The 19,625-nt window shown below is 47.9% G+C and carries 18 protein-coding genes; 8 read left to right on the top strand and 10 right to left on the bottom strand.

Annotated elements, in window-relative coordinates:
- Positions 1 to 98: 98 nt before the first annotated feature.
- Positions 99 to 1,412: a fumarylacetoacetase gene (gene fahA, locus KME12_23760; GenBank protein MBW4490802.1), complete on the top strand. Its 1,314-nt coding sequence runs from the start codon at positions 99 to 101 to the stop codon at positions 1,410 to 1,412.
- Between the two features lie 11 nt (positions 1,413 to 1,423).
- Here fahA and KME12_23755 read toward each other — a convergent pair whose 3' ends face one another.
- From KME12_23755 to cysE, 5 genes are all read right to left on the bottom strand, one after another.
- Entirely contained in the window at positions 1,424 to 2,182 is a 759-nt protein-coding gene (locus tag KME12_23755; protein ID MBW4490801.1) for a ferritin-like domain-containing protein, read from the bottom strand.
- 13 nt (positions 2,183 to 2,195) lie between these two features.
- On the bottom strand, positions 2,196 to 2,801 hold the full coding sequence (locus tag KME12_23750) for a DJ-1/PfpI family protein (protein MBW4490800.1): 606 nt from the start codon (positions 2,799 to 2,801) through the stop codon (positions 2,196 to 2,198).
- Between the two features lie 205 nt (positions 2,802 to 3,006).
- Positions 3,007 to 3,282: a hypothetical protein gene (locus tag KME12_23745; protein ID MBW4490799.1), complete on the bottom strand. Its 276-nt coding sequence runs from the start codon at positions 3,280 to 3,282 to the stop codon at positions 3,007 to 3,009.
- A gap of 91 nt (positions 3,283 to 3,373) precedes the next feature.
- A complete protein-coding gene (locus tag KME12_23740; protein MBW4490798.1) occupies positions 3,374 to 3,961 on the bottom strand; it encodes a Crp/Fnr family transcriptional regulator in 588 nt (195 codons plus the stop codon).
- 91 nt (positions 3,962 to 4,052) lie between these two features.
- On the bottom strand, positions 4,053 to 4,787 hold the full coding sequence (gene cysE, locus KME12_23735; GenBank protein ID MBW4490797.1) for a serine O-acetyltransferase: 735 nt from the start codon (positions 4,785 to 4,787) through the stop codon (positions 4,053 to 4,055).
- Between the two features lie 678 nt (positions 4,788 to 5,465).
- Between cysE and KME12_23730 the strand changes: the two genes are divergently transcribed.
- The 3 genes from KME12_23730 (at position 5,466) to KME12_23720 (ending at position 8,830) form a co-directional block, all read left to right on the top strand.
- Positions 5,466 to 6,959 (top strand): ABC transporter substrate-binding protein, encoded by a 1,494-nt coding sequence (locus tag KME12_23730; GenBank protein ID MBW4490796.1) that lies wholly within the window; start codon positions 5,466 to 5,468, stop codon positions 6,957 to 6,959.
- 94 nt (positions 6,960 to 7,053) lie between these two features.
- Positions 7,054 to 7,947, top strand: coding sequence for an ABC transporter permease (locus KME12_23725; GenBank protein ID MBW4490795.1), 894 nt, complete (start codon positions 7,054 to 7,056; stop codon positions 7,945 to 7,947).
- Positions 7,948 to 8,014: 67 nt separating this feature from the next.
- Positions 8,015 to 8,830: an ABC transporter ATP-binding protein gene (locus tag KME12_23720; protein MBW4490794.1), complete on the top strand. Its 816-nt coding sequence runs from the start codon at positions 8,015 to 8,017 to the stop codon at positions 8,828 to 8,830.
- 96 nt (positions 8,831 to 8,926) lie between these two features.
- Here KME12_23720 and KME12_23715 read toward each other — a convergent pair whose 3' ends face one another.
- Entirely contained in the window at positions 8,927 to 10,933 is a 2,007-nt protein-coding gene (locus KME12_23715) for a LysR family transcriptional regulator (GenBank protein ID MBW4490793.1), read from the bottom strand.
- A gap of 332 nt (positions 10,934 to 11,265) precedes the next feature.
- Between KME12_23715 and KME12_23710 the strand changes: the two genes are divergently transcribed.
- The 4 genes from KME12_23710 (at position 11,266) to KME12_23695 (ending at position 15,324) form a co-directional block, all read left to right on the top strand.
- The gene (locus tag KME12_23710) at positions 11,266 to 12,969 is read left to right on the top strand and encodes a fumarate reductase/succinate dehydrogenase flavoprotein subunit (protein MBW4490792.1); all 1,704 of its coding nucleotides are present in this window, start codon (positions 11,266 to 11,268) and stop codon (positions 12,967 to 12,969) included.
- Positions 12,970 to 13,039: 70 nt separating this feature from the next.
- On the top strand, positions 13,040 to 13,267 hold the full coding sequence (locus KME12_23705; GenBank protein ID MBW4490791.1) for a 4Fe-4S dicluster domain-containing protein: 228 nt from the start codon (positions 13,040 to 13,042) through the stop codon (positions 13,265 to 13,267).
- Between the two features lie 10 nt (positions 13,268 to 13,277).
- The gene (locus tag KME12_23700) at positions 13,278 to 14,252 is read left to right on the top strand and encodes a HEAT repeat domain-containing protein (protein MBW4490790.1); all 975 of its coding nucleotides are present in this window, start codon (positions 13,278 to 13,280) and stop codon (positions 14,250 to 14,252) included.
- On the top strand, positions 14,245 to 15,324 hold the full coding sequence (locus KME12_23695; protein ID MBW4490789.1) for an Mrp/NBP35 family ATP-binding protein: 1,080 nt from the start codon (positions 14,245 to 14,247) through the stop codon (positions 15,322 to 15,324). Before KME12_23700 ends, KME12_23695 begins: the two co-directional genes overlap by 8 nt.
- A gap of 107 nt (positions 15,325 to 15,431) precedes the next feature.
- Here the strand turns inward: KME12_23695 and lysS are convergent, their stop codons facing one another.
- The 4 genes from lysS to KME12_23675 form a co-directional block, all read right to left on the bottom strand.
- Positions 15,432 to 17,150 carry a lysine--tRNA ligase gene (gene lysS / locus KME12_23690; protein MBW4490788.1) on the bottom strand — a complete coding sequence of 573 codons (1,719 nt, stop codon included), beginning with the start codon at positions 17,148 to 17,150 and terminating at the stop codon, positions 15,432 to 15,434.
- 191 nt (positions 17,151 to 17,341) lie between these two features.
- Positions 17,342 to 17,728, bottom strand: a complete 387-nt coding sequence (locus KME12_23685; protein MBW4490787.1) for a type II toxin-antitoxin system VapC family toxin — start codon at positions 17,726 to 17,728, stop codon at positions 17,342 to 17,344.
- Complete coding sequence (locus KME12_23680; GenBank protein ID MBW4490786.1) at positions 17,725 to 17,964, bottom strand: DUF2281 domain-containing protein; 240 nt, start codon at positions 17,962 to 17,964, stop codon at positions 17,725 to 17,727. The genes KME12_23685 and KME12_23680 overlap by 4 nt, the downstream gene beginning before the upstream one ends.
- Before the next feature lie 195 nt (positions 17,965 to 18,159).
- Positions 18,160 to 19,089, bottom strand: coding sequence for a hypothetical protein (locus KME12_23675; protein ID MBW4490785.1), 930 nt, complete (start codon positions 19,087 to 19,089; stop codon positions 18,160 to 18,162).
- Between the last annotated feature and the right edge of the window lie 536 nt (positions 19,090 to 19,625).

The following is a 19,625-nucleotide window of genomic DNA, read 5'->3' as shown; positions in this document are numbered from 1 at the left end:
ACTTGTAGATCTGGCTCCCCTTCCCTAGTAGGGAAGGGGCTGGGGGTTAGGTCATTTGTGCGTACACCAAAGACCCTACAAGGGAGGTTCAGTTGCCTATGTCTTCTGCCATCAATGCCACGCATGACCCAAACTTGCGGAGTTGGGTGGAATCTGCCAACCAACCGGACACAGACTTTCCGATTCAAAACTTGCCCTTGGGTGTCTTTCGTAGGCGTAATAGCACCGAGTATCCTCGGCTAGGCGTAGCGATCGGCGATCAGATTTTAGATCTCTTACAGTGTCATGAGCGGGGATTACTAGAAGGACTCCCTGGGGACTTGCAAGCAGCATGTGTGGATTCTAATCTCAATGCTCTAATGGCTCTGGGAAATCAATCTGCATCGGCGTTACGGCAGCGCTTGAGTCAACTATTGCGATCGCCTCAGCAGAATGAATCTGTTACTCCCGATCTTCTCTTGCCGATGTCGGATGCGGAGATGCTGCTACCTGCGGCGATCGCGGACTATACAGACTTTTATGCTTCTGTTTTTCATGCCACTAATGTCGGCAAGTTGTTCCGCCCCGACAATCCCTTGCTGCCTAACTACAAATATGTGCCGATCGCTTATCATGGGCGAGCTTCTTCAATCGTAGTGAGTGGCACACCAATCAAGCGTCCCAATGGTCAGCGCAAACCACCGGATGCAACAGTACCGAGCTTTGGCCCCAGTCAAATGCTCGACTATGAGATGGAAGTTGGCGCTTTGATTGGGGTTGGTAATGAGTTGGGAGAGGCGATCGCCATTGACCAGGCTGAGGATTATCTGTTTGGACTGTGTTTAGTCAACGATTGGTCTGCCAGGGATATTCAAGCTTGGGAATACCAGCCTTTAGGCCCATTTCTTGCCAAAAACTTCGCCACTAGTATTTCTCCTTGGGTAGTGACTTTAGAAGCTCTGGCTCCTTTTCGTGGTTCTGCCTTTCCGCGAGCTGAGGGAGATCCAGAACCTCTACCTTATCTATCTTCTGAGCGCGATCGCCAGCAAGGAGGGATTGATCTCACGGTAGAAGTGCTGTTGTGCTCCGCTCAAATGCGAGCAGCAGGTATGGAACCTATACAGGTCAGCCGAGGGTCATTGCAGCAGATGTATTGGACCCTGGCGCAGATGCTCACCCACCACGCCAGTAACGGTTGTAATCTTCGTCCTGCTGACCTGATCGCTAGTGGCACCATTTCTGGACCAGAGCCAGGGTCCCAAGGATGTTTGTTAGAAATCACCCAACGCGGTGCCCACCCTATCGAACTACCGACCGGAGAAGTGCGATCGTTTCTAGTTGATGGGGATGAGGTGATTTTACGAGGCTACTGCGAAAAACCTGGCTATGCCCGGATTGGTTTGGGCACTTGCCAGGGAATCGTAACCGGATGATTGGAGATAAGTTAGGCTGCTGCCTGAAGTTCTGATGGTTCAGGATGAGCTTCTGTGGGAGCGCCATCTTGCACTAAGGAAGGCATCTGACCGTTTTTCTGCACCAGATTTCCGACCATGGCTAATAAAGCATTGACTTTGCGCGATCGCCATTCATCTACCAACTCAACCACTTGAGCAGCAGACAAGCGACGCTCTAGAGCTTCGTACAGATAAGCGGCATGTCCAGTTTCATCCTTGGCGATACTAAACATGCCTTTTTTCAGGCTGGCACTCCGCAGGTCATCATCAGGGAGAACTTGCGCCATCTGAGCAAAGTCTCTGCTGGCATCGAGTTCCAGGATGTATGTGCTGGCCATAAACACGATCCAGTCTATGTTTTCTGGCTTTAGATCAGCCTGAGAATAACCATCAAAATAAGCAGCAAAGAAAGGACTACGACGCTCTTCAGGTTTGCGTTCCTCGGCTTGCTTCGCTAGTTGTTTGAAGTCAATCACTTGTTTGTTGAGTTGCTTCAATGCTTGAGCAAAGATTTGCCCATGTCGCCGTTCATCCGCTGCATGGCGACCGAGTTTCTCCGCCAGCCAAGCATCTCCTTCGGCAGCGGCGCGATCGCGTAATGCTTCTAGAAACGGTACTGAGCCAGACTCAGCTAATTGGAATCCCGCGACGATATTAGGTCGAGTGAGGGGATCACGAATTTGACGGGCATAGACATAAGCCGTAGCCGCAGAACCGACTAAATGGAGGGCGTAAGTGAAGATATTCATTCTGGAACTCACCTTAAACAGCTGCCATCTCTTCCTGCTCGTGCTCAATCTTGGTACCAAGGGCTTTGAGAAACTCAGCTAGCCAGCGTGGATGAGCGGGCCAAGCGGGGGCTGAAATCAAGTTGCCATCTGTAATTGCGTCATGCACAGCAATTTCTACATATTCTCCTCCAGCTCGATTTACATCAGGAGCGCAGGTCGGATAAGCCGCACAACGCTTACCTGCCAAAACTCCAGCTGCTACCAATACTTGGGGTCCATGACAAATGGTAGCGATCGGTTTGTTGTGGCCCGCAAAATGGCGCACGATCTCAATCACCCGTGAGTTGAGGCGAATATACTCAGGGGCGCGTCCACCAGGGATTACCAAAGCATCGTAGGTGGCTTCGTCAATGTAGTCGAAGGTGGCATTGAGTTCAAAATTGTGCCCAGGTTTCTCGCTATAAGTTTGGTCGCCTTCGAAGTCATGAATTGCCGTGCGGATTTTGTCGCCTGCTTCTTTGTGGGGACAAATCGCGTGAACCGTATGCCCAACCATTTGTAACGCTTGGAAGGGCACCATCACTTCATAATCTTCGACGTAGTCACCGACCAGCATCAAAATTTGCTTGCTCGCCATCGTTTTAACTCCTGCCAGATGCCCTGTATGCTTGCAGCTCTAAATTAAACATCTAATTTAAGGGTTTTGCTGCCTAATAAATGACGTTGGTTAAAAACTTGTATTTTTGTGCCAACGAGTACAACTGGCTAAAACCCAACCAAGTCCTAACTCATTTATGCTAGCTTGCGATCGCGTCTCTGGTAGGTGCCCCTCTGGTAGGTATCTAGTGAATGCTAGAAGGTAGTTTGGGACTAGGCTGGGCAGAAAAAGAAGCGAGAGTTCGTTCAATAAACGTTAAGCGCTGGCGGTGCTGCAACCAAACGCGGCAAGCTTCTTCGGTCAAATGTGCTTCTTCAGGAGGCAAGGATTCTTCAGGCTGATTCTGAGCTAAAACTTTGGCGACTCGTCCAGCTTGGTGATAGTCTACCCCTGCTTTAACTAGCTCTGCATGGAATAGCCGTGTTTTTTCCTCAACTGATACAAAAAATTTGGTTGACATGAAAAACTGGCGCGATCGCAGTAGTGGGGGCAACTATCCTACAGTCTCGCCACCAATTAACCCCATCCGCATCAGCCTAAAGATTCAGTTTCTAAATTTCATAGTGCCAAACTTCTTCTTCTTGCAGCACAATACGCTGGAGGGATAGGCGACGAATCAGTCCCTGTTGCTCTAGCTGATTGAGCGTGCGGGTAATGGTGACGCGAGTAGAGCCGAGAATATCAGCGATGTCCTGATGGGTGAGGCGGAGATCGATCAGTTGTCCTTGCTCAACTTGACGACCAAACTTTTTACCTAACCAATTCAACAGCTTCAGTAGCATCATATCCACCCGACGATGGCTACGAATCAGCGTTAGCTCTCCCGCTTGTTGAATATGAGCGAGCAAAGCAGCTTGAGTTTCCTGCCAATTCTCGATGTGCAGCCGCGTTGCTTCTACTTTAGTCAGGCACTCCAATTGATAGGGGTCAATCTGTGCCAACGCTTTGCCGACAATTTCTCCTGCTCCCCACAAGCCCAGCGTCACGACAGTGCCGTCCTCTAGCCAGCTCAGGGCTCGAACTACTCCCGTCTCAATTTTCCAAAGGCTTTCCGCTTCCAATGGCAACAGCGATCGCGGCGCAAACTGCCGTGGATTCGTTGATGCAGACTGAGTTCGAGATAGCAAGGAGATGGACATACGCAGCAATAATACTGTATTCCGATAGACTAACCGGAGTTTAGGCAAATGTCAATTTTTGAGGCCAACTCTCAATTAACAGCAGCGGAAATTAGATTCCCGCGCCGTTGAGAAATTCTTCAATCATCAAGTCGGAGTTAGTTTTTACAGGCGGCACAAATGCTGGGTCAGACGCTGGGTTAGAGGCATGAGGCAAAGAAGTTTGTGATTGCAACTGGTTGATCTGCTGCTCCAAGAATTTAACTCGCTCAAACAATAGCTGGATTACTTCTGCTTCCACATCTCGTAAGCTGCTATTGGCGCCTGTTCCAGCACTGGTGCGATCTTGAGGGATGACTCGTCCTGGAATGCCCACAACAGTACTGTCGCTAGGGACATTTCGTAGCACCACTGAGCCTGCACCAATCCGGGTATAATTGCCAATTTGGATATTTCCTAACACCTTCGCGCCTACGCCAACGGTGACATGCTCTCCTAGTGTGGGGTGCCGCTTGCCCGTTTCTTTGCCCGTTCCACCCAAGGTCACTCCTTGGTAAATCAAAGCATAGTCACCCACTATGGCGGTTTCCCCAATCACCACTCCCATGCCGTGGTCGATAAAGACACCCTTGCCAATCTGGGCTCCCGGATGGATTTCAATGCCAGTTAGAAAACGGCTGAGTTGAGACACTAATCGGGGCACCAAAGGAATTCTCAGACCATATAGCCAGTGGGCCAAGCGATGGAACTGTAAGGCTTGCAGTCCCGGATAGCAAAATAAGATCTCCAGCCAATTCCGGGCTGCTGGATCTCGCTCGTAAATGGTCCGAAAATCTGCTAACACCATCGTTGCCCGACCTCTCAAATCTTAGGGGATGCCAGTGGGGAGACTGGTGATTTAGTTAAATTCTAAAAAATATACGGTAACTCAATCAGGTTATAGTACTTTAGATCAATGGCATAGTATCATGCCTCGTGGCGTTGTGGAGCGAGGTGGGTTTCAGAATCAGTGATTGCTGATAGCGATCGCCCTTACCTTTCTGCTTAGTAACCGTGGCTGGAAACCGCGATCGCCCTTGGGATAAAAAACTCCAAATGCTGTTTAAAGTTTGTAGTTAGCGACACAGCATTCAGCTAGATAGAGCCTTTCCATAGAAGAAATATATTGACTCAATCAATTTGTTTATTGATACAAAGCTTGTTTGAATTGGCTCATCAGCGGAATCGCCTGAAAGCTATACATTTGCGGTTTTTCTGTAAGTAATTTCAGCCAAATTTATCGCTTGAATTACAGACTTGAACTTTAGTTTTGTCTGTGGCATTGTCTTACTTGAGTATCAACTACAAAAAGTCTATCGATTAACCGTAGTTTCAAGGTATACTACCGATGAATCTGCGGGAGAGGCTTAAAGTTGATGCTGGTATTCATCGCTCTGGCTTAGGCGGCAATCAATTGCAGCGGCTAAGCTCCTGTGCTTCTAGAGCTACTGAATCATTGCCCAAAATTTAGTTCTTGCTGTGAATTATGAACTTAGTTGTTCGGAGAAGTGCGGTTTCCTGCTTGATTACAGTGTCCTTACTTTTTAGTAGTGGTTGCTCCAAGGAAGCTACTAACAGTTCGGGGGCTGCTTTAGAAAAAAAAGTGGTTCGTATTTCTATTGGGACGCAAGATCAAACCATCAATACAGTAACGGGTGGTTCGGTCATTCGCGAGGAAAAACTGCTAGAGAAATACTTACCTAAAACTGGAAAATACGCCAATACTGAGTACAAGATTGAGTGGTCTAGCTATACCTCTGCCCCACCCCTCACTAACAAAATGTTGGCGAACCAAATTGATATTGGGATGATGGCAGACTTCCCCTCTACCATCAACATCACTACATTTCAAAAGAAGGGCAGTGGAGTCAAAACTAAATATATTGCGACTCTGGCTTATAGTCCCAATGGAGCAGGTAATGCAGTCGTCGTTCCTAAAGACAGCCCTTATAAAACGCTGCTAGACCTGAAAGGCAAAACCATTTCTGTGCCCTTCGGTTCTTCGGCCCACGGCATGGTTCTAAAGTCTCTCCAAGATGCAGGACTCGACCCGAAAAAGGATGTCACCTTAGTCAGTCAATCTCCGGAAGTGGGGGGCAGCAGTTTACAGAAAAGCCAGATTGATGCCCACGCTGACTTTGTGCCCTACGGCGAGCTATTTCCGTTTCGAGGTTTCGCCCGCAAGATTTTGGATGGAGCCCAAGCAGGCACACCCACTTTTCATGGGGTAGTGGTGCGTTCAGACTTTGCTGAAGCCAACCCAGAAATTGTAGTGGCTTATCTCAAAGCGGTGCTGGAAGCGAACAAACTCTTTCGCGAGCAACCAGAAGTTGTCGCTAGCAACATTCAAAAATGGTCTGGGATTGAAAAAGAAGTGGTTTATATGTTCTTGGGGCCTTCTGGCATTCAAAAACTTGATCCCAGAATCCAGTCTTATCAGTTGACAGCGCTCAAAAATAGCGTCATCACCCTCAAGCAAATCGGCAAATTAGATGCCAGCGTCAACCCCGATGATGTGGCAACTTGGGCAGATGATAGCTATCTCAAACAAGCGGTTCAAGAGTTGGGCGTGAGTGAAGCTGAGCTTGGCACTATAGCCGACCAAAATGTGATCAGCGGTAAAGATGCGCTGACCCAAGAGCCGATCACTGAGCCTAAGTTAGCTGCTCAAGTTTGGGTTGAAGGTGAGGATAAAGTGACTAACTTCGCCTCGATCAAAAATATGGTGACGGCGCTAGACAAGCTCAAAAAAGAGGGCAAAGCCCCCAGTGTGATATTTGTCCACGATCGCGCCAATGGCTGGAAATTGTTCGCCGAAAAGTCCTTCTATGTGCAAAACGGTGATGAAGTCGCAGCCTTCTTGCTAGAACCCGATGCTCAAGCGTTTGCGGAGAAAGCAGGCGCTAAGGTTGCTGACTTTAACGGCCTACAGACACTCTACGCTCAAAGCGCTCAACCCGCCGCGATCGCTGCCAAGTAGAGATCAGGGCTAATTCTAAGCACAACCTTCTACCCCATCTCCTTCACCCATTGTTTTGGTTATCGCCTGAGTTTCTTTCAGGGAAAGATATCGCATGTCTAGCTCCTCTTCTTCAAAGCGTTCTAGCAAAACTACTTGGTTCAGCAGCTTGGGTGGCTTTGTGAGTCAACTGCGAAACCAACCTCAACGTAGGCAGCCGTCTGCTCGTTTGCCCTTTCCCACAGGTAAAGTACTCAGGCAATCCCTTTCTTTGGTTCTCTTTTTTGGGATTTGGCAATTGCTCTGTATGGCAAGGTTTAATTTCTTTGTCAGCTTTGAGTTTTTGCCATCTCCGTTAGAAGTTTTTTACGCGACTGTGGAATTCTTCACGGGCAACGCGATGATACATATTAAAGCCAGCGCCATTCGAGTGCTAGTTGGCTTTAGCGTCGCCACTTTATTGGGAGTGAGCTTAGGGATCTTAATCGGTTGGTTTCAAAAAATTGAAGACTTAATCTTTCTGCCTCTAGAAATTCTGCGGCCTATCCCAGCCGTGGCTTGGATTCCCTTAGCAATTTTGATGTTTCCCACCTCCGAAGCAGGGATGATCTACATCACCTTTTTGGGGGCCTTCTTTCCTATCCTCATTAGTACTATCCGGGGGGTTGAGGGAACAGATGTGATTTTGCTCAGAGTGGGGCAATGTCTAGGAGCTAAGCAGTGGCATATCTTTAAGGATATTGTGGTCCCTGGTGCCATGCCTTGTATTGCTAGCGGTCTGGTGATTGGCATGGGAAATTCTTGGTTTTGTTTGGTGACGGCTGAAATCTTGGCAGGTCGCTATGGTGTGGGATACATCACTTGGGAGTCTTATGTCACTTCCAACTATCCTCCCATTGTCATGGGTATGTTGTTGATTGGTTTGATGGGATTGTTTAGTACTTACTTAGTCGATCGCTTGACTTGTTTACTCATGCCTTGGCGGAGCACTCAGAAACAACGAGCTTAGATTGACAGATCCTTGCTAGCTTCAGGAATGGCTAACGAATTCGTGAGTGTTGAGAGATTGCAGAACTATGACAAAGTTAGTAGAAACAAAGATCAAGCTCCCAGCCAAAGGATTGGTAGAAGTTGAACAGTTGTCGGTCTCCTTCAAGAGCCAAGGCCGTTATGTTTCTGTTCTAGAGTCAATTGACTTAAAGATTCCTCCTGGTGAGTTCGTCTGTCTGCTCGGACCCTCCGGCTGTGGCAAATCTACTATCTTGAATTCGATCGCTGGTTTTATTCGACCCAGCCGAGGTTATATTTCGGTTGATCAACGCTTAGTCGATCGCCCTGGAGCTGACCGAGGATTCGTCTTTCAGCAATATTCGCTATTACCCTGGAAGACGACCTTTCAAAATATTGAGTTTGGCTTGAAGATTCGCGGGTTATCTAAGACGGAACGCGAAGAACTGGTACATGAATATCTCAATCGAGTCGGGCTTTATAAACATCGCCATTCCTACCCCCATCAGTTGTCAGGGGGAATGCAACAAAGAGCCAGTATTGTGCGGGCCTTAATCAATTCTCCTTCTGTATTGCTGATGGACGAGCCTTTTGCGGCACTGGATGCCCAAACTCGACATATGATGCAGGAGCTGTTGCTCAGGATTTGGAGCGACTTGAAAACCACAGTTATCTTCGTAACTCATGACATTGAGGAAGCAATTTTTCTCAGCGATCGCATTTTTGTCATGGGTGTGAATCCAGGCCGTATCAAAACTACTTTGACAGTGCCACTGCCTCGTCCCCGCCACACCGACGACATCTTATCTCCTGAGTTTGTGCAACTCAATCGCCAGATCTTTGAGTTGATTCGGGAAGAAACGCTGAAGAGTATGGATGTTTAGAGGAAAGGAGAGCGGTGAGGAGTGAGGAGTGAGGAGTTAGAAGGAGAGAGTTAGAAGGTAAGATGAGGGGAGAAAAGGGATGTTATGTAAGGTAGTTTAGATTTGGGATTTGGCGGTTTGCAGGAGATCAGATTGAATCCATTGGTTGAGGTCGATCGCTTTTAGGTTCTCATTGCCTGGGATGAGGCTGAGTTGAGCGATATGTTGGGCGATCCAATCAGGCCGAATAGTCATTTCAGAGAAGAAACGGTCTGGTTGTTGCTTCTGGAAGGTGCTGCTAAGGAGTTGTACAATGATTTCGGCATCAAGCTGAGTCCAACGGCTAATCAACGGTAATGCGGAGGATGTATTGGCACACCAATATTGAGCCGCTTGCAAAGCTTTTAAGTAAGCAATTACGATCTCTGGATGTTGTTCTGCTAGAACTTCACTCACTACCACCGCATGAAATGCCGGGAGACCGCTTAAGTCATCGTCCAGCAGATAACGAAACTTGCCTTGCCGACAGGCGATCGCGTGGAAGGGTGCAAAGTGGGCATATCCGTCTGCCAATTTGTTTGGGTGCTGGAAGGGACGGTTGAGATTCGCTTGATCCAGTGCGGCAATGGTCACGTCTGACAAGAGATTGGCTGCTTGTAGCGATCGCATCACCATACCGTGGGCGGAAGAACTGAAGGGAACCGCAATCACTCGACCCCGCAAGTCTTCCAAGCTATTTAATTTGGATTCGTGGGGCACAATCACGGCATTACAGGAACCATCTGGATTGGCAGAGACAAAACTGACCAAGCGAGTTTTAGTCACTGGATGGGGAGAACCTGAAGGAGGAACGGCGCTGAGTAGGGAAGGATAGTCGCCTAGTAAGCCAATATCTAGTTGCCCTGACTGTAACCCTTGAATAATGGGAGCACCCAGCGAGAAATCTTGCCACTGAATCTGATATTGAGTGGAACTGTAGCGACCGTTTCTAGGCAAGAAATGTTCTAGCAAGCCTAAGCGCTGAATTACCAAACCTCCTGTCACCGTAGGAATCGTAGCATTTTGCATACCAATCCGAATGGTGATCGTTTCAGGGTGATGAGTTTGATGAGATCGCGTAATTAAACTAGGCGATCGCAGTCGCACAGAGGTTTCTCTTGCCGGAGAGTCAGCAGCGGGAGAAGCTGGAGCAGGTTGCACCAGAGCCACAAATTTTTGGATTGGGTTTAAGCTCAAAGCTTTACGACTGGAGCGATCGCTGGGCAGTGCAGCTGACTGACTTAAGCGCTGGGGCAACAACAAAAACACATTCCCTGGCAAAGGAAATTCTTGGAGTGGAATGCTCGTCAAAATACGGGATTGCCGCTCAGCTTTGAATTCAAGATCTGAGGCAAATCCTACATAATTTCCTTGAGTCAAATAAGTTCGTACCAAGCTTAAAGTATCAACAGTTTCAATCTGAGAAAAATCAGCGATTGATAGCCCTAATTCGGTTAATCGAGATTCCAAGATGAGGCGATTGGTAGAACTAGCAGGAAGCATCACCCAATTTTGTTTTTGCAGCTCCTTTAAGCTTAACCATTTCTGTTTGGTTAAAGGATGGTTGGTTGCCACAATCAAAGCATAGTGAATAGGGGCGATCGCTGTAGCTGATATTTCGGCAAACTCACCCAAATTAATTTCTGAAATACCTAAATCAATTTGGTTGCTGGTCAAAGCTCGATGCAAACTTTCGGCTGATTCAAATACAACACACTGAGTTTGAATATCAGGGTGCTGTTGACGATAGCGAAAAAGCACCTCAGGTAGCCAGTCTTCAGCGATCGCAGTCGTGCAGCCTACCTTCAATTGACCCAATTTCCCCTGTTTAATTTCTTCAATCGTTTTGAGTAAATTATTTTCTAAATCAATCATCTTTTGACCTTCAGCCAATAGAAATCGACCGACTTCTGTGAGCTGAATCTTGCGACCTAGACGATAGAAAAGGGAAGTGCCAATTTCTGACTCCAAGGCTTTAATTTTGGCACTCACCGCAGGCTGGGTCAAATTCAGGATATCTGCCGCCTCAGTAAAGCTTAAATGTCGCGCAACTTCCAGAAAAACCCGAATTTGATAAACCTCCACAGCCCCACAACCCTTATTTGAAACTTTCTTGATTTTTTGTATCAAAACATTCTATCAGTCCATAAAAGATGTGGATAGAGGAATGGCAATTCTTGCTTCAAAATAAACTTAGTAAGCTTTAGTTTTTCGCAACTCCAGAAGAGTCGTAGGTTTTAATTTTCAGCTTGGTTCTGGCTGATATAGCGATCACAAATGTTTTGTGAACAAAGGGCATGGGGGCACTGTCCCACGAAGGGATAAAACCCCTGCACCCCGTTCAAGAATCAAAAAGGATTGCTATGAGTTTCTTGCGGCTACAGAAATAAATGATCGCTACTAGAGGGATAGGTTGAGTGGATACTCAATGGCTGAAGACGGATGTTCTAGTGATTGGCGGCGGTACGGCTGGGACAATGGCTGCGATTAAGGCCAAGCAAGCTAACCCCGAAGGAGACGTGTTAGTCCTGGAGAAGGCTAATATCCGTCGCAGTGGAGCGATCGCGATGGGGATGGACGGGGTGAATACCGCTGTGATTCCCGGTCACTCTACACCTGAGCAGTATGTGCGAGAAGTGACGATCGCGAATGATGGCATTCTTGATCAGAAGGCAGTCTACCAAACTGGTAAGCTGGGCTACGAAACGATTCAAGAGCTAGAAAGCTGGGGCGTGAAGTTCCAAAAGGATGCCCAAGGCAACTATGACTTGAAGCAAGTGCATCGGGTCGGCAAATATGTGCTACCGATGCCCGAAGGGAAAGATTTAAAGACGATTTTGGCTCGTCAAGTAAAGCGCCACAAAGCCAGAGTTACCAATCGCGTCATGGCTACTCGAATCTTAGTCAAAGACGGTCGGGCGATCGGGGCAGTTGGGTTTGATGTCCGTAGTGGTGACTTTGTCGTGATTCAAGCCAAGGCTGTAATCCTTTGCACTGGGGCTTGCGGACGCTTGGGCTTACCTGCTTCCGGATATCTCTACGGCACCTATGAGAACCCCACCAATGCTGGAGATGGTTACTCGATGGCCTACCAAGCAGGTGCCGAGCTATCCAACATCGAATGTTTCCAGATCAACCCTTTGATGAAGGATTACAACGGGCCTGCCTGCGCTTATGTCGCCAGTCCGTTTGGTGCCTACACCGCCAATGCCGAGGGACATCGTTTCATTAGTTGCGACTACTGGAGCGGCCAAATGATGCTAGAGGTCTGGAAAGAGTTGAACTCTGGCAAAGGCCCTGTGCAATTAAAGATGACGCACTTAGATGAGGATACAATTTCTGAGATTGAATCGGTGCTCTGGGCCAATGAGCGGCCTAGCCGAGGGAGATTTCATGAGGGACGGGGAGAAAACTACCGTACCCACGGAGTCGAAATGAATATCTCCGAAATTGGTCTGTGCAGTGGTCATAGTGCTTCTGGTGTCCGAGTCAATGAAAAAGCTGAAACCACAGTCCCTGGACTTTATGCTGCGGGAGACATGGCGAGTGTGCCGCACAACTATATGATCGGAGCTTTTGTCTTTGGGCGTTTGGCAGGCACCCACGCAGTGGAATACAGCGAAGATTTGGAACATGTTGATCCTGATCCAGACTTTTTAGAAGCAGAGAAACAACGGATTTATGGCCCCTTAAGCCGTCCCGATGGTATCCCTCACACGCAAGTGGAATACAAGTTGCGGCGCTTGGTCAATGATTACCTGCAACCTCCCAAAGTTGATCACAAAATGGAGATCGGTCTCAGACATTTTGTCTGCTATCACGAAGCCTTAGACCAAATGGGAGCCCGCGATCCTCATGAGCTGATGCGTTGTATGGAAGTGCATTTTATTCGCGACTGTGCCGAGATGGCTGCAAGAGCGTCTCTATACCGCCGTGAGAGCCGCTGGGGTCTATATCACTATCGCGTAGACTGCCCAGATAAGAACAATGAGGAATGGTTCTGCCATGTGATTGTGAAGCAGGATCAGTCGGGAGAGATGAGCCTGTTTAAGCGTCCTGTAGAACCTTATGTGGTGCAGGTGGATTTGGGACGAGAAGTTTATGATGTTGCAGTTCGCTAAGGCTGAACCTTGGGCTGCTTTAATTCCTCGCAATTGAGATGGTGAACATGAGTTTGGAGAATATTTAAGCATGGCATTAACGACGCAACGAGTAGATGTGCCTGTAATCGTGGATGAGTCGAAGTGTTTGGAAAAGTGCACGGCTTGTATTGAAGTTTGTCCGCTGGATGTGTTGGCGAAGAACCCTGAGACAGGGAAAGCTTACATGAAATATGACGAGTGTTGGTTCTGCTTACCCTGTGAAAAGGAATGCCCGACCAATGCGATCACAGTGAAAATTCCATTCTTGTTAAGGTAAGGAAAGAGAGATGTCTGTGGAGACAAATCAAGAACTAGAACCGTGGTTGGAGATGTTGCGATCGCCTGAGGTGAGCGATCGCTTGGTCGCTGTCAAAACCCTACAGCATTTGGGTGATGAGGCAGCTCTGACGCCACTAGTGACAGCATTGCAAGATGAAAGTACTGTGGTACAAAAGCTAGCGGTAACAGCGCTTTGGGAGTTGGCAAATCCAGCCGCAGTGCCAGCATTGATCGGCTGTTTAGCCTCTCCTGAGCAGGAAATCCGAGAGGAAGCACAATCCGCTTTAGGGGAGCTAATCTCTCCCGATCACTTGCTGTTGTTGCTCGATGCCTTACAGCAAGAGGATACTAACTTACAGTTCCATGCGCTGGTGCTGCTGCGTAAGATTCATGATGTGCAGTCTCTACCTTATGTATTGCCATTTTTTGCTGCTGAATCACCAGACCTTCGTGAAGCCGCAATCACTACTTTGCGTTATTTAAATCAAGTCGATCGCTGTCAGCCTGCCTTGGCACTGCTACAAGATCCATTAGAAACGGTGCGACGGGCCGCTGCTTTGACCTTGGGACATTTGAGCGACGCAGAAGTGGTGCCTCTGTTGAGCCAAGCTCTAACAATCGATGCTGATTGGCAGGTACGCCGGAATGCGGCTAAGTCTCTCGCCATTCATGCAGTGTCAGCCGCAATCCCCACCCTTCAGCAAGCTCTAACCGATGAGCATTGGCAGGTACGGAAAGCTGTGGCTCAAGCGCTTCAGAAAACCCCTGACAAACAGGTAATGCCTGCCTTAGTCAGAGCGTTGGCAGACGAATATTCTGATGTCCGACGAGAGGCCGCGATCGCCTTGGGCAACTTGGCTCATCCTGCTGCTGTTCACCCCTTGCAACAGGCACTAGATGATCCGGATAGAGATGTGTGCATCTACGCCCAACGAGCCATCCAAAAAATTCAGAACTCCCTCAACGCGACTCCTAATGCCTAGCCATTCTTCTCCTTTTCGATCCACTAGTCTAGCTGAAGCATCTCCTGAAGCGGCTCCTGATCCGTCCTTGCTAGCGCGTCAATCAGAAGTGGTGGCTCGTCTGAAGCAAGCAGTAGACCCCATTCTAAAGAGTGACATTGTCAGCTTAGGTATGGTGCGTAATCTCCGACTTGTAGAGGATTATGTTTACCTGCGGCTTTATGTTGGTACCCATCAACAGGAGCTAGAAGCCCAAGTGCGATCGCGCTTGTCTGATTTAACCTGGTGCAAAAAGGTCTATGTTCAGCTCTGCACGATTCCAGGTGTCAAGACCACACTAGCGATCTCTAGCGGCAAAGGAGGGGTGGGCAAGTCAACCGTATCGGTGAATTTAGCAGCAGCTCTAGCCCAACAGGGAGCGAAGGTTGGGATCTTGGATGCCGATGTCTATGGCCCCAATATTCCGCAGATGTTGGGTCTCAGCCAAACAGAAGTGCAAATTGTGGAGACTCCAGCAGGACAGCGATTTATCCCTTTGGAAGCTCATGGCATCAAAGTGATGTCAGTAGGATTATTGGCCGAACCCGACCATCCCTTAGCGTGGCGGGGGCCTGTGCTCCACAAAATTATTACGCAGTTCATTCAAGAAGTAGAGTGGGGTGAATTAGATTATCTCTTGATCGATCTACCCCCTGGAACCGGAGACGCTCAAATCACAATTATTCAAGAGAGTCCGATCCGGGGTGTTCTGTTGGTCACGACTCCCCAGCAGGTCGCAGTTGCCGATGTGCGCCGGAGTATCCATATGTTCCGGCGGGTGGGGGTTCCGGTGCTCGGCATTATCGAAAATATGAGCTATCTGGTTTGTGGTCAATGTGGCGATCGCACCCCCATCTTCGGCAGTGGTGGAGGTCAGCAGTTAGCCACCGAGTTACAAGCTCCCTTACTCGGAGAAGTGCCGATCGTGGCTCCCATTTGTCAAGGCGGAGATGCAGGTCAGCCGATCGCGATCGCAGACCCCAATGCCCTAGCTAGTCAAGTGTTTCAGCAAATTGCGAGTAGTATTCACCAAACTTTCAACCCCATGATCTAGGCTGTGCCAAAACCTAGTCACCGAGGTAGTCTTGCGGAGAATTGAATAGGTACGACGATCGCTCCTAAGCGCACCTATCCAACTCTCAATTGTAGATCTAAGGTAGCTTAACCTACCTTCTCACAGGTGTATTTGGGCTTGATGTGCTCGTTAAAGTATTGGCCTTTAGAGGTGGCAGTTTCTAAGCCTTGATACACCACTTCGGGGACATCGTGATACTTATAGGCAAGACCACGCAGTACAATCTCTAGCGTCTGAGTTTTGGGATCATACTTGTGTGCTTCAATCAAGCTGGTTTCAGGCTTGAGGAGTGGAAAAGCGATCGCGTCTCGAATGCTGGGGCTATTCGTTAACAACATCACTAGGCGATCGATGCCAATTCCCAATCCCCCGGTGGGTGGCATGCCATATTCCAGAGCTGTTAAGAAGTCTTCATCCACATCATTCGCTTCGAGATCACCTGCCTCTTTACGAGCCGCTTGCGCTTCTAAGCGTTGGCGTTGATCGATCGGGTCGGTTAACTCCGAGAAACTATTTGCAGTTTCGCGACCGACAATGAACAACTCAAACCGCTCGACCAGTCCAGGCTCGGAGCGGTGGGGCTTGGCTAGCGGAGAAATTTCAACGGGGTAATCAATTACAAACGTCGGTTGAATCAACGTTGCTTCCACTTTTTGCTCAAAGGCTTCGTTGAGAATATGCCCGATGGATTCACACTCATCAGCACCCTCAATCCTGGCTTGACGCGCCGCAGCTTTGGCATCGTCTAAGCTTTGAAACTGGCTAAAGTCGATGCCTGTTTTCTCTTGCACTAGCTCATGCATGGTGGCTCGTCGCCAAGGTAGAGTTAGGGCGATCGCTTCCCCTTGATAGGTAATCTCAAGCGTACCCAACACTTCCTGAGCCGCGTAGGTAATCAACGCCTCGGTCAACGCCATCATGTCGTTGTAGTCAACGTAAGCCTGGTAAACCTCGATTGTGGTGAATTCGGGGTTATGTCTGGTTGAGATCCCTTCATTGCGGAATACGCGCCCCAGCTCAAACACTTTCTCAAAGCCACCTACAATCAGCCGCTTTAAGTGCAGTTCGGTAGCGATCCGGAGATACAGATCCATCTCCAAAGTGTTGTGGTAGGTGATGAACGGTCGTGCCTCTGCGCCCCCCGCCTCACTCTGAAGCACTGGAGTTTCGATTTCGATAAAGCCTTGTTGGTCTAAATAGCGTCGAATGGCTGCGGTAATCAGTGCCCGCCGTCGAAAGGTTTCGCGCACCTCTGGGTTAACAATCATATCGACATAACGCTGGCGGTAGCGCTTAGCAATATCGGTTAAGCCATGCCACTTGTCAGGCAACGGTAACAGCGACTTGGTGAGAATGGCGTATTCACTTACGTAGACAGACAGCTCACCTTTTTCTGTCCGCTTGATGTTGCCGCGCACGCCAATAATGTCGCCCACATCTGTGAGCTGTTTCAGCAAGTTGAAAGCATCTGGCGGCTCTACCATGCTTTCCTGAATTTTCTTTTTATCTAGGTAAAGCTGAATGGTGCCAGTTTCGTCTTGCAAAGCGAAGAAGGCCAGCTTACCAAATACCCGTCGCGCCATGATGCGTCCAGCGATCGCGACTTCTAGTGGGTCTTCCGCACCATCGGGCAAATCGGCAAATTTAGCTTGCAAGTCGGCAGCGTGATGGGTAACTTCCCAACGGTAGGCATAGGGAGTCAGTCCCGCTTGTTTCAGTTGCTCCACCTTTTGCAGGCGGGTCGCACGAATTTCTTCTAGGGTTGAGTTCGATTGAGTTTCGGGTCGGGACTGCTCAGAAGACATAGGTTAATGATTAACAGCCAAGCTAACGATCGGTTAGGTGCCCCTGTTTGCCATAGCTAGCTCAACAGGTAAAGGGCAAAATCTGATTATAGTCGTCAACCCGACCCGTTGCTGGATGTTTTCGTCACGGGGGCGATCGCGCTCCACATTTCGCTAATTAATTGGCTTTGGTTTGTGACGTTTGCTCACGCTTATGCCCATAGTCGCTGAATCGAGTAGGCATCAAAAGCTGAGTCACGACTAATTAAAACTAGGGAATGATTGATAGCTTGAGCTACCAGAATGCGATCGAAGGGATCTCGGTGATGGAGCGGAAGATTGCGAACTTGAGCAGTATCAGCAAAAGAAATAGGGAGCAGGGTGATATCTGAAGCTTCTATTACTGACCCAATCGCTTCGTAGCTACGTTGAAGCGATAATTTGCCAATGTTCAGTTTGATTGCGATCTCCCAAAGAGTTGCAATACTCACATACACAACATCAGCCGCTTCAATCCCATCCTTGAGCGTGTCTGGCAAATTAGCATTATCTTCAGTTAGCCAGATAAATGCATGAGTATCCAGAAGCAAAGAACTCATTCCATATATTCCTGAAAATCTTCTAGCGGCTCATCAAAGTCATCTGCTAACGGCAAGACAAACGTACCTTTCATTATTCCTGCTCGTCTTTTTTTCTCAGAAGGCTGAATTTCAGAGGTATTTTCTATAGTTTTATTCGTGTACTTCTCCGCAAGAAACTCTGCATAATGTAGAACTTCCTGCTTGAGAGAGTCAGGCAATTTGTCAAGCGTGGCTAAAATCTCTATTTCTAGCATTACTTCCACTTCTTTGAGGCTTTCGTCAGGATACAGCTACAATTTAGCGTCCATTAAGTAATAGCGGTTGTACACTGCTCCTGAAACAATAGCCTAGTTAATGCAAGCGCTCTTCGAGCATTAGGTAGGTAGAGCAAATAACCAGAAACATCGGTAGCATAAACATCCGACTTGTTAGTAGGTATCTTGTCTGCTCTACTGCTCTTCAGTCTTGCCTGTACGGAATTTCTTTAAGGCAACTGATAGCTGACGCAAGCGTTCGCTGACTTCTAAATCTGACTCCTGAGACTTCAGATTACCTGGCACTTCAGACAGTAGAGATGAATTTCCTTGCAGCCATTCATTGAGAGCGACCCCTGCCCAAGTTCCTTCTTTGTCTCTGAAGCTGTCAACTAAGCCTTTAAGCTCTTGGATACAGTAGGATTCAAAGCCAGCCGCATCAAAGATTGCAGAGCGTAAGTATTCTTCAAAGGCGTTGATATCATTCTCAACCTCAAAAACTACAGATTCTTGAGGAGATCTCAAATTATCAACAGTATCCATGACGGTTTGTGCTACGGCTCCTGCAACCTGTGTTGCTACTCCGATGGCTCCTAAACCTTTTGTGAGCCCTAGGACTTGTTGCCGCACTTCAGGGCTAAACAGTAGATCAGGCCCATATTTGACATACCGTTTGAGGACTGTAAATGCAGCTTCTTCGCCACTGTAGTAGTTGTCAACTATTTCAATGTCTACACCAAGATTTCTGATAATTTCATTGCGCGTGTCACTATGGAGTGGCCCACGGATTAAGGCTTCTGCAACTGGGCGAGCAAACCGTAAAAACAATACACTTAGACTATTTTCTAGCCTATTTAAAAATTGGTCGTTGGAATTTCCAATTAAGCGTTCTTTAACTTGTCTGCTACCCCATAGCAAACTCGTCATGTATTCAACCAGTTTTAACGCTTCGTCTTGTAACTCTATTGCAAGTTGACTCGCGATCGCTGACAAAGCCTTACTGACATCGATATACAAATCTTCTCGCCACCGAAAGTTGGCATTAGCGCGATCAAAGACAGGGTTTGAATTGGCGGCAAATATTGTGTCTTTCTTGCGAAATGCTTCTTCTCTGAGCCTTTGCATTTCACTGGCAACAACTTGTAAGTATCTTTTCCTGAATTTATTGATACTGTTTGAGGAATTATCAGATGACTTTGAATCTTTATTGACAACAGAGGAGTCGTAGAAAATTTGCAGGTCAGCTTTGATCTGTTCCCATTTGTGGTGCCACCACTCAGTAAAGAGAATTCGCTGTCTCTCTTCTTCGAGTTGCTTGGCCTCTTCAGGGTTTTCAGAGTAACGTTGGCTGACGAGGCGATGAATCTCTTCAGAACTGACAAGAATTTTAGTAATAGAAGCTTCGCATCGTTTCTTTAAGACGGATACACGCTCAATATTAACATAGTTGAAAATTCTGTTTTTAATTTCTGGAATCCCAGTTGCATCTTTGCTTATAGCATCTGCATCTCTGATGCCAGTCAGATCTTCTAGCTTCAGTAGATCGCAAATTCATCTTGAAGTAGGGAGGTAGACTGCTGTGACGACCGGGAAATGTCGCTCAACGGCGTGAGAGAGGAACTCTAGCATGGTTTTGAGGTCAAAAAATGCCTGGTAGACTA

This window comes from Trichocoleus desertorum ATA4-8-CV12, from assembly GCA_019358975.1.
Taxonomy (GTDB): domain Bacteria; phylum Cyanobacteriota; class Cyanobacteriia; order FACHB-46; family FACHB-46; genus Trichocoleus; species Trichocoleus desertorum_A.
This window is presented reverse-complemented; position numbering and strand designations above follow the sequence as displayed.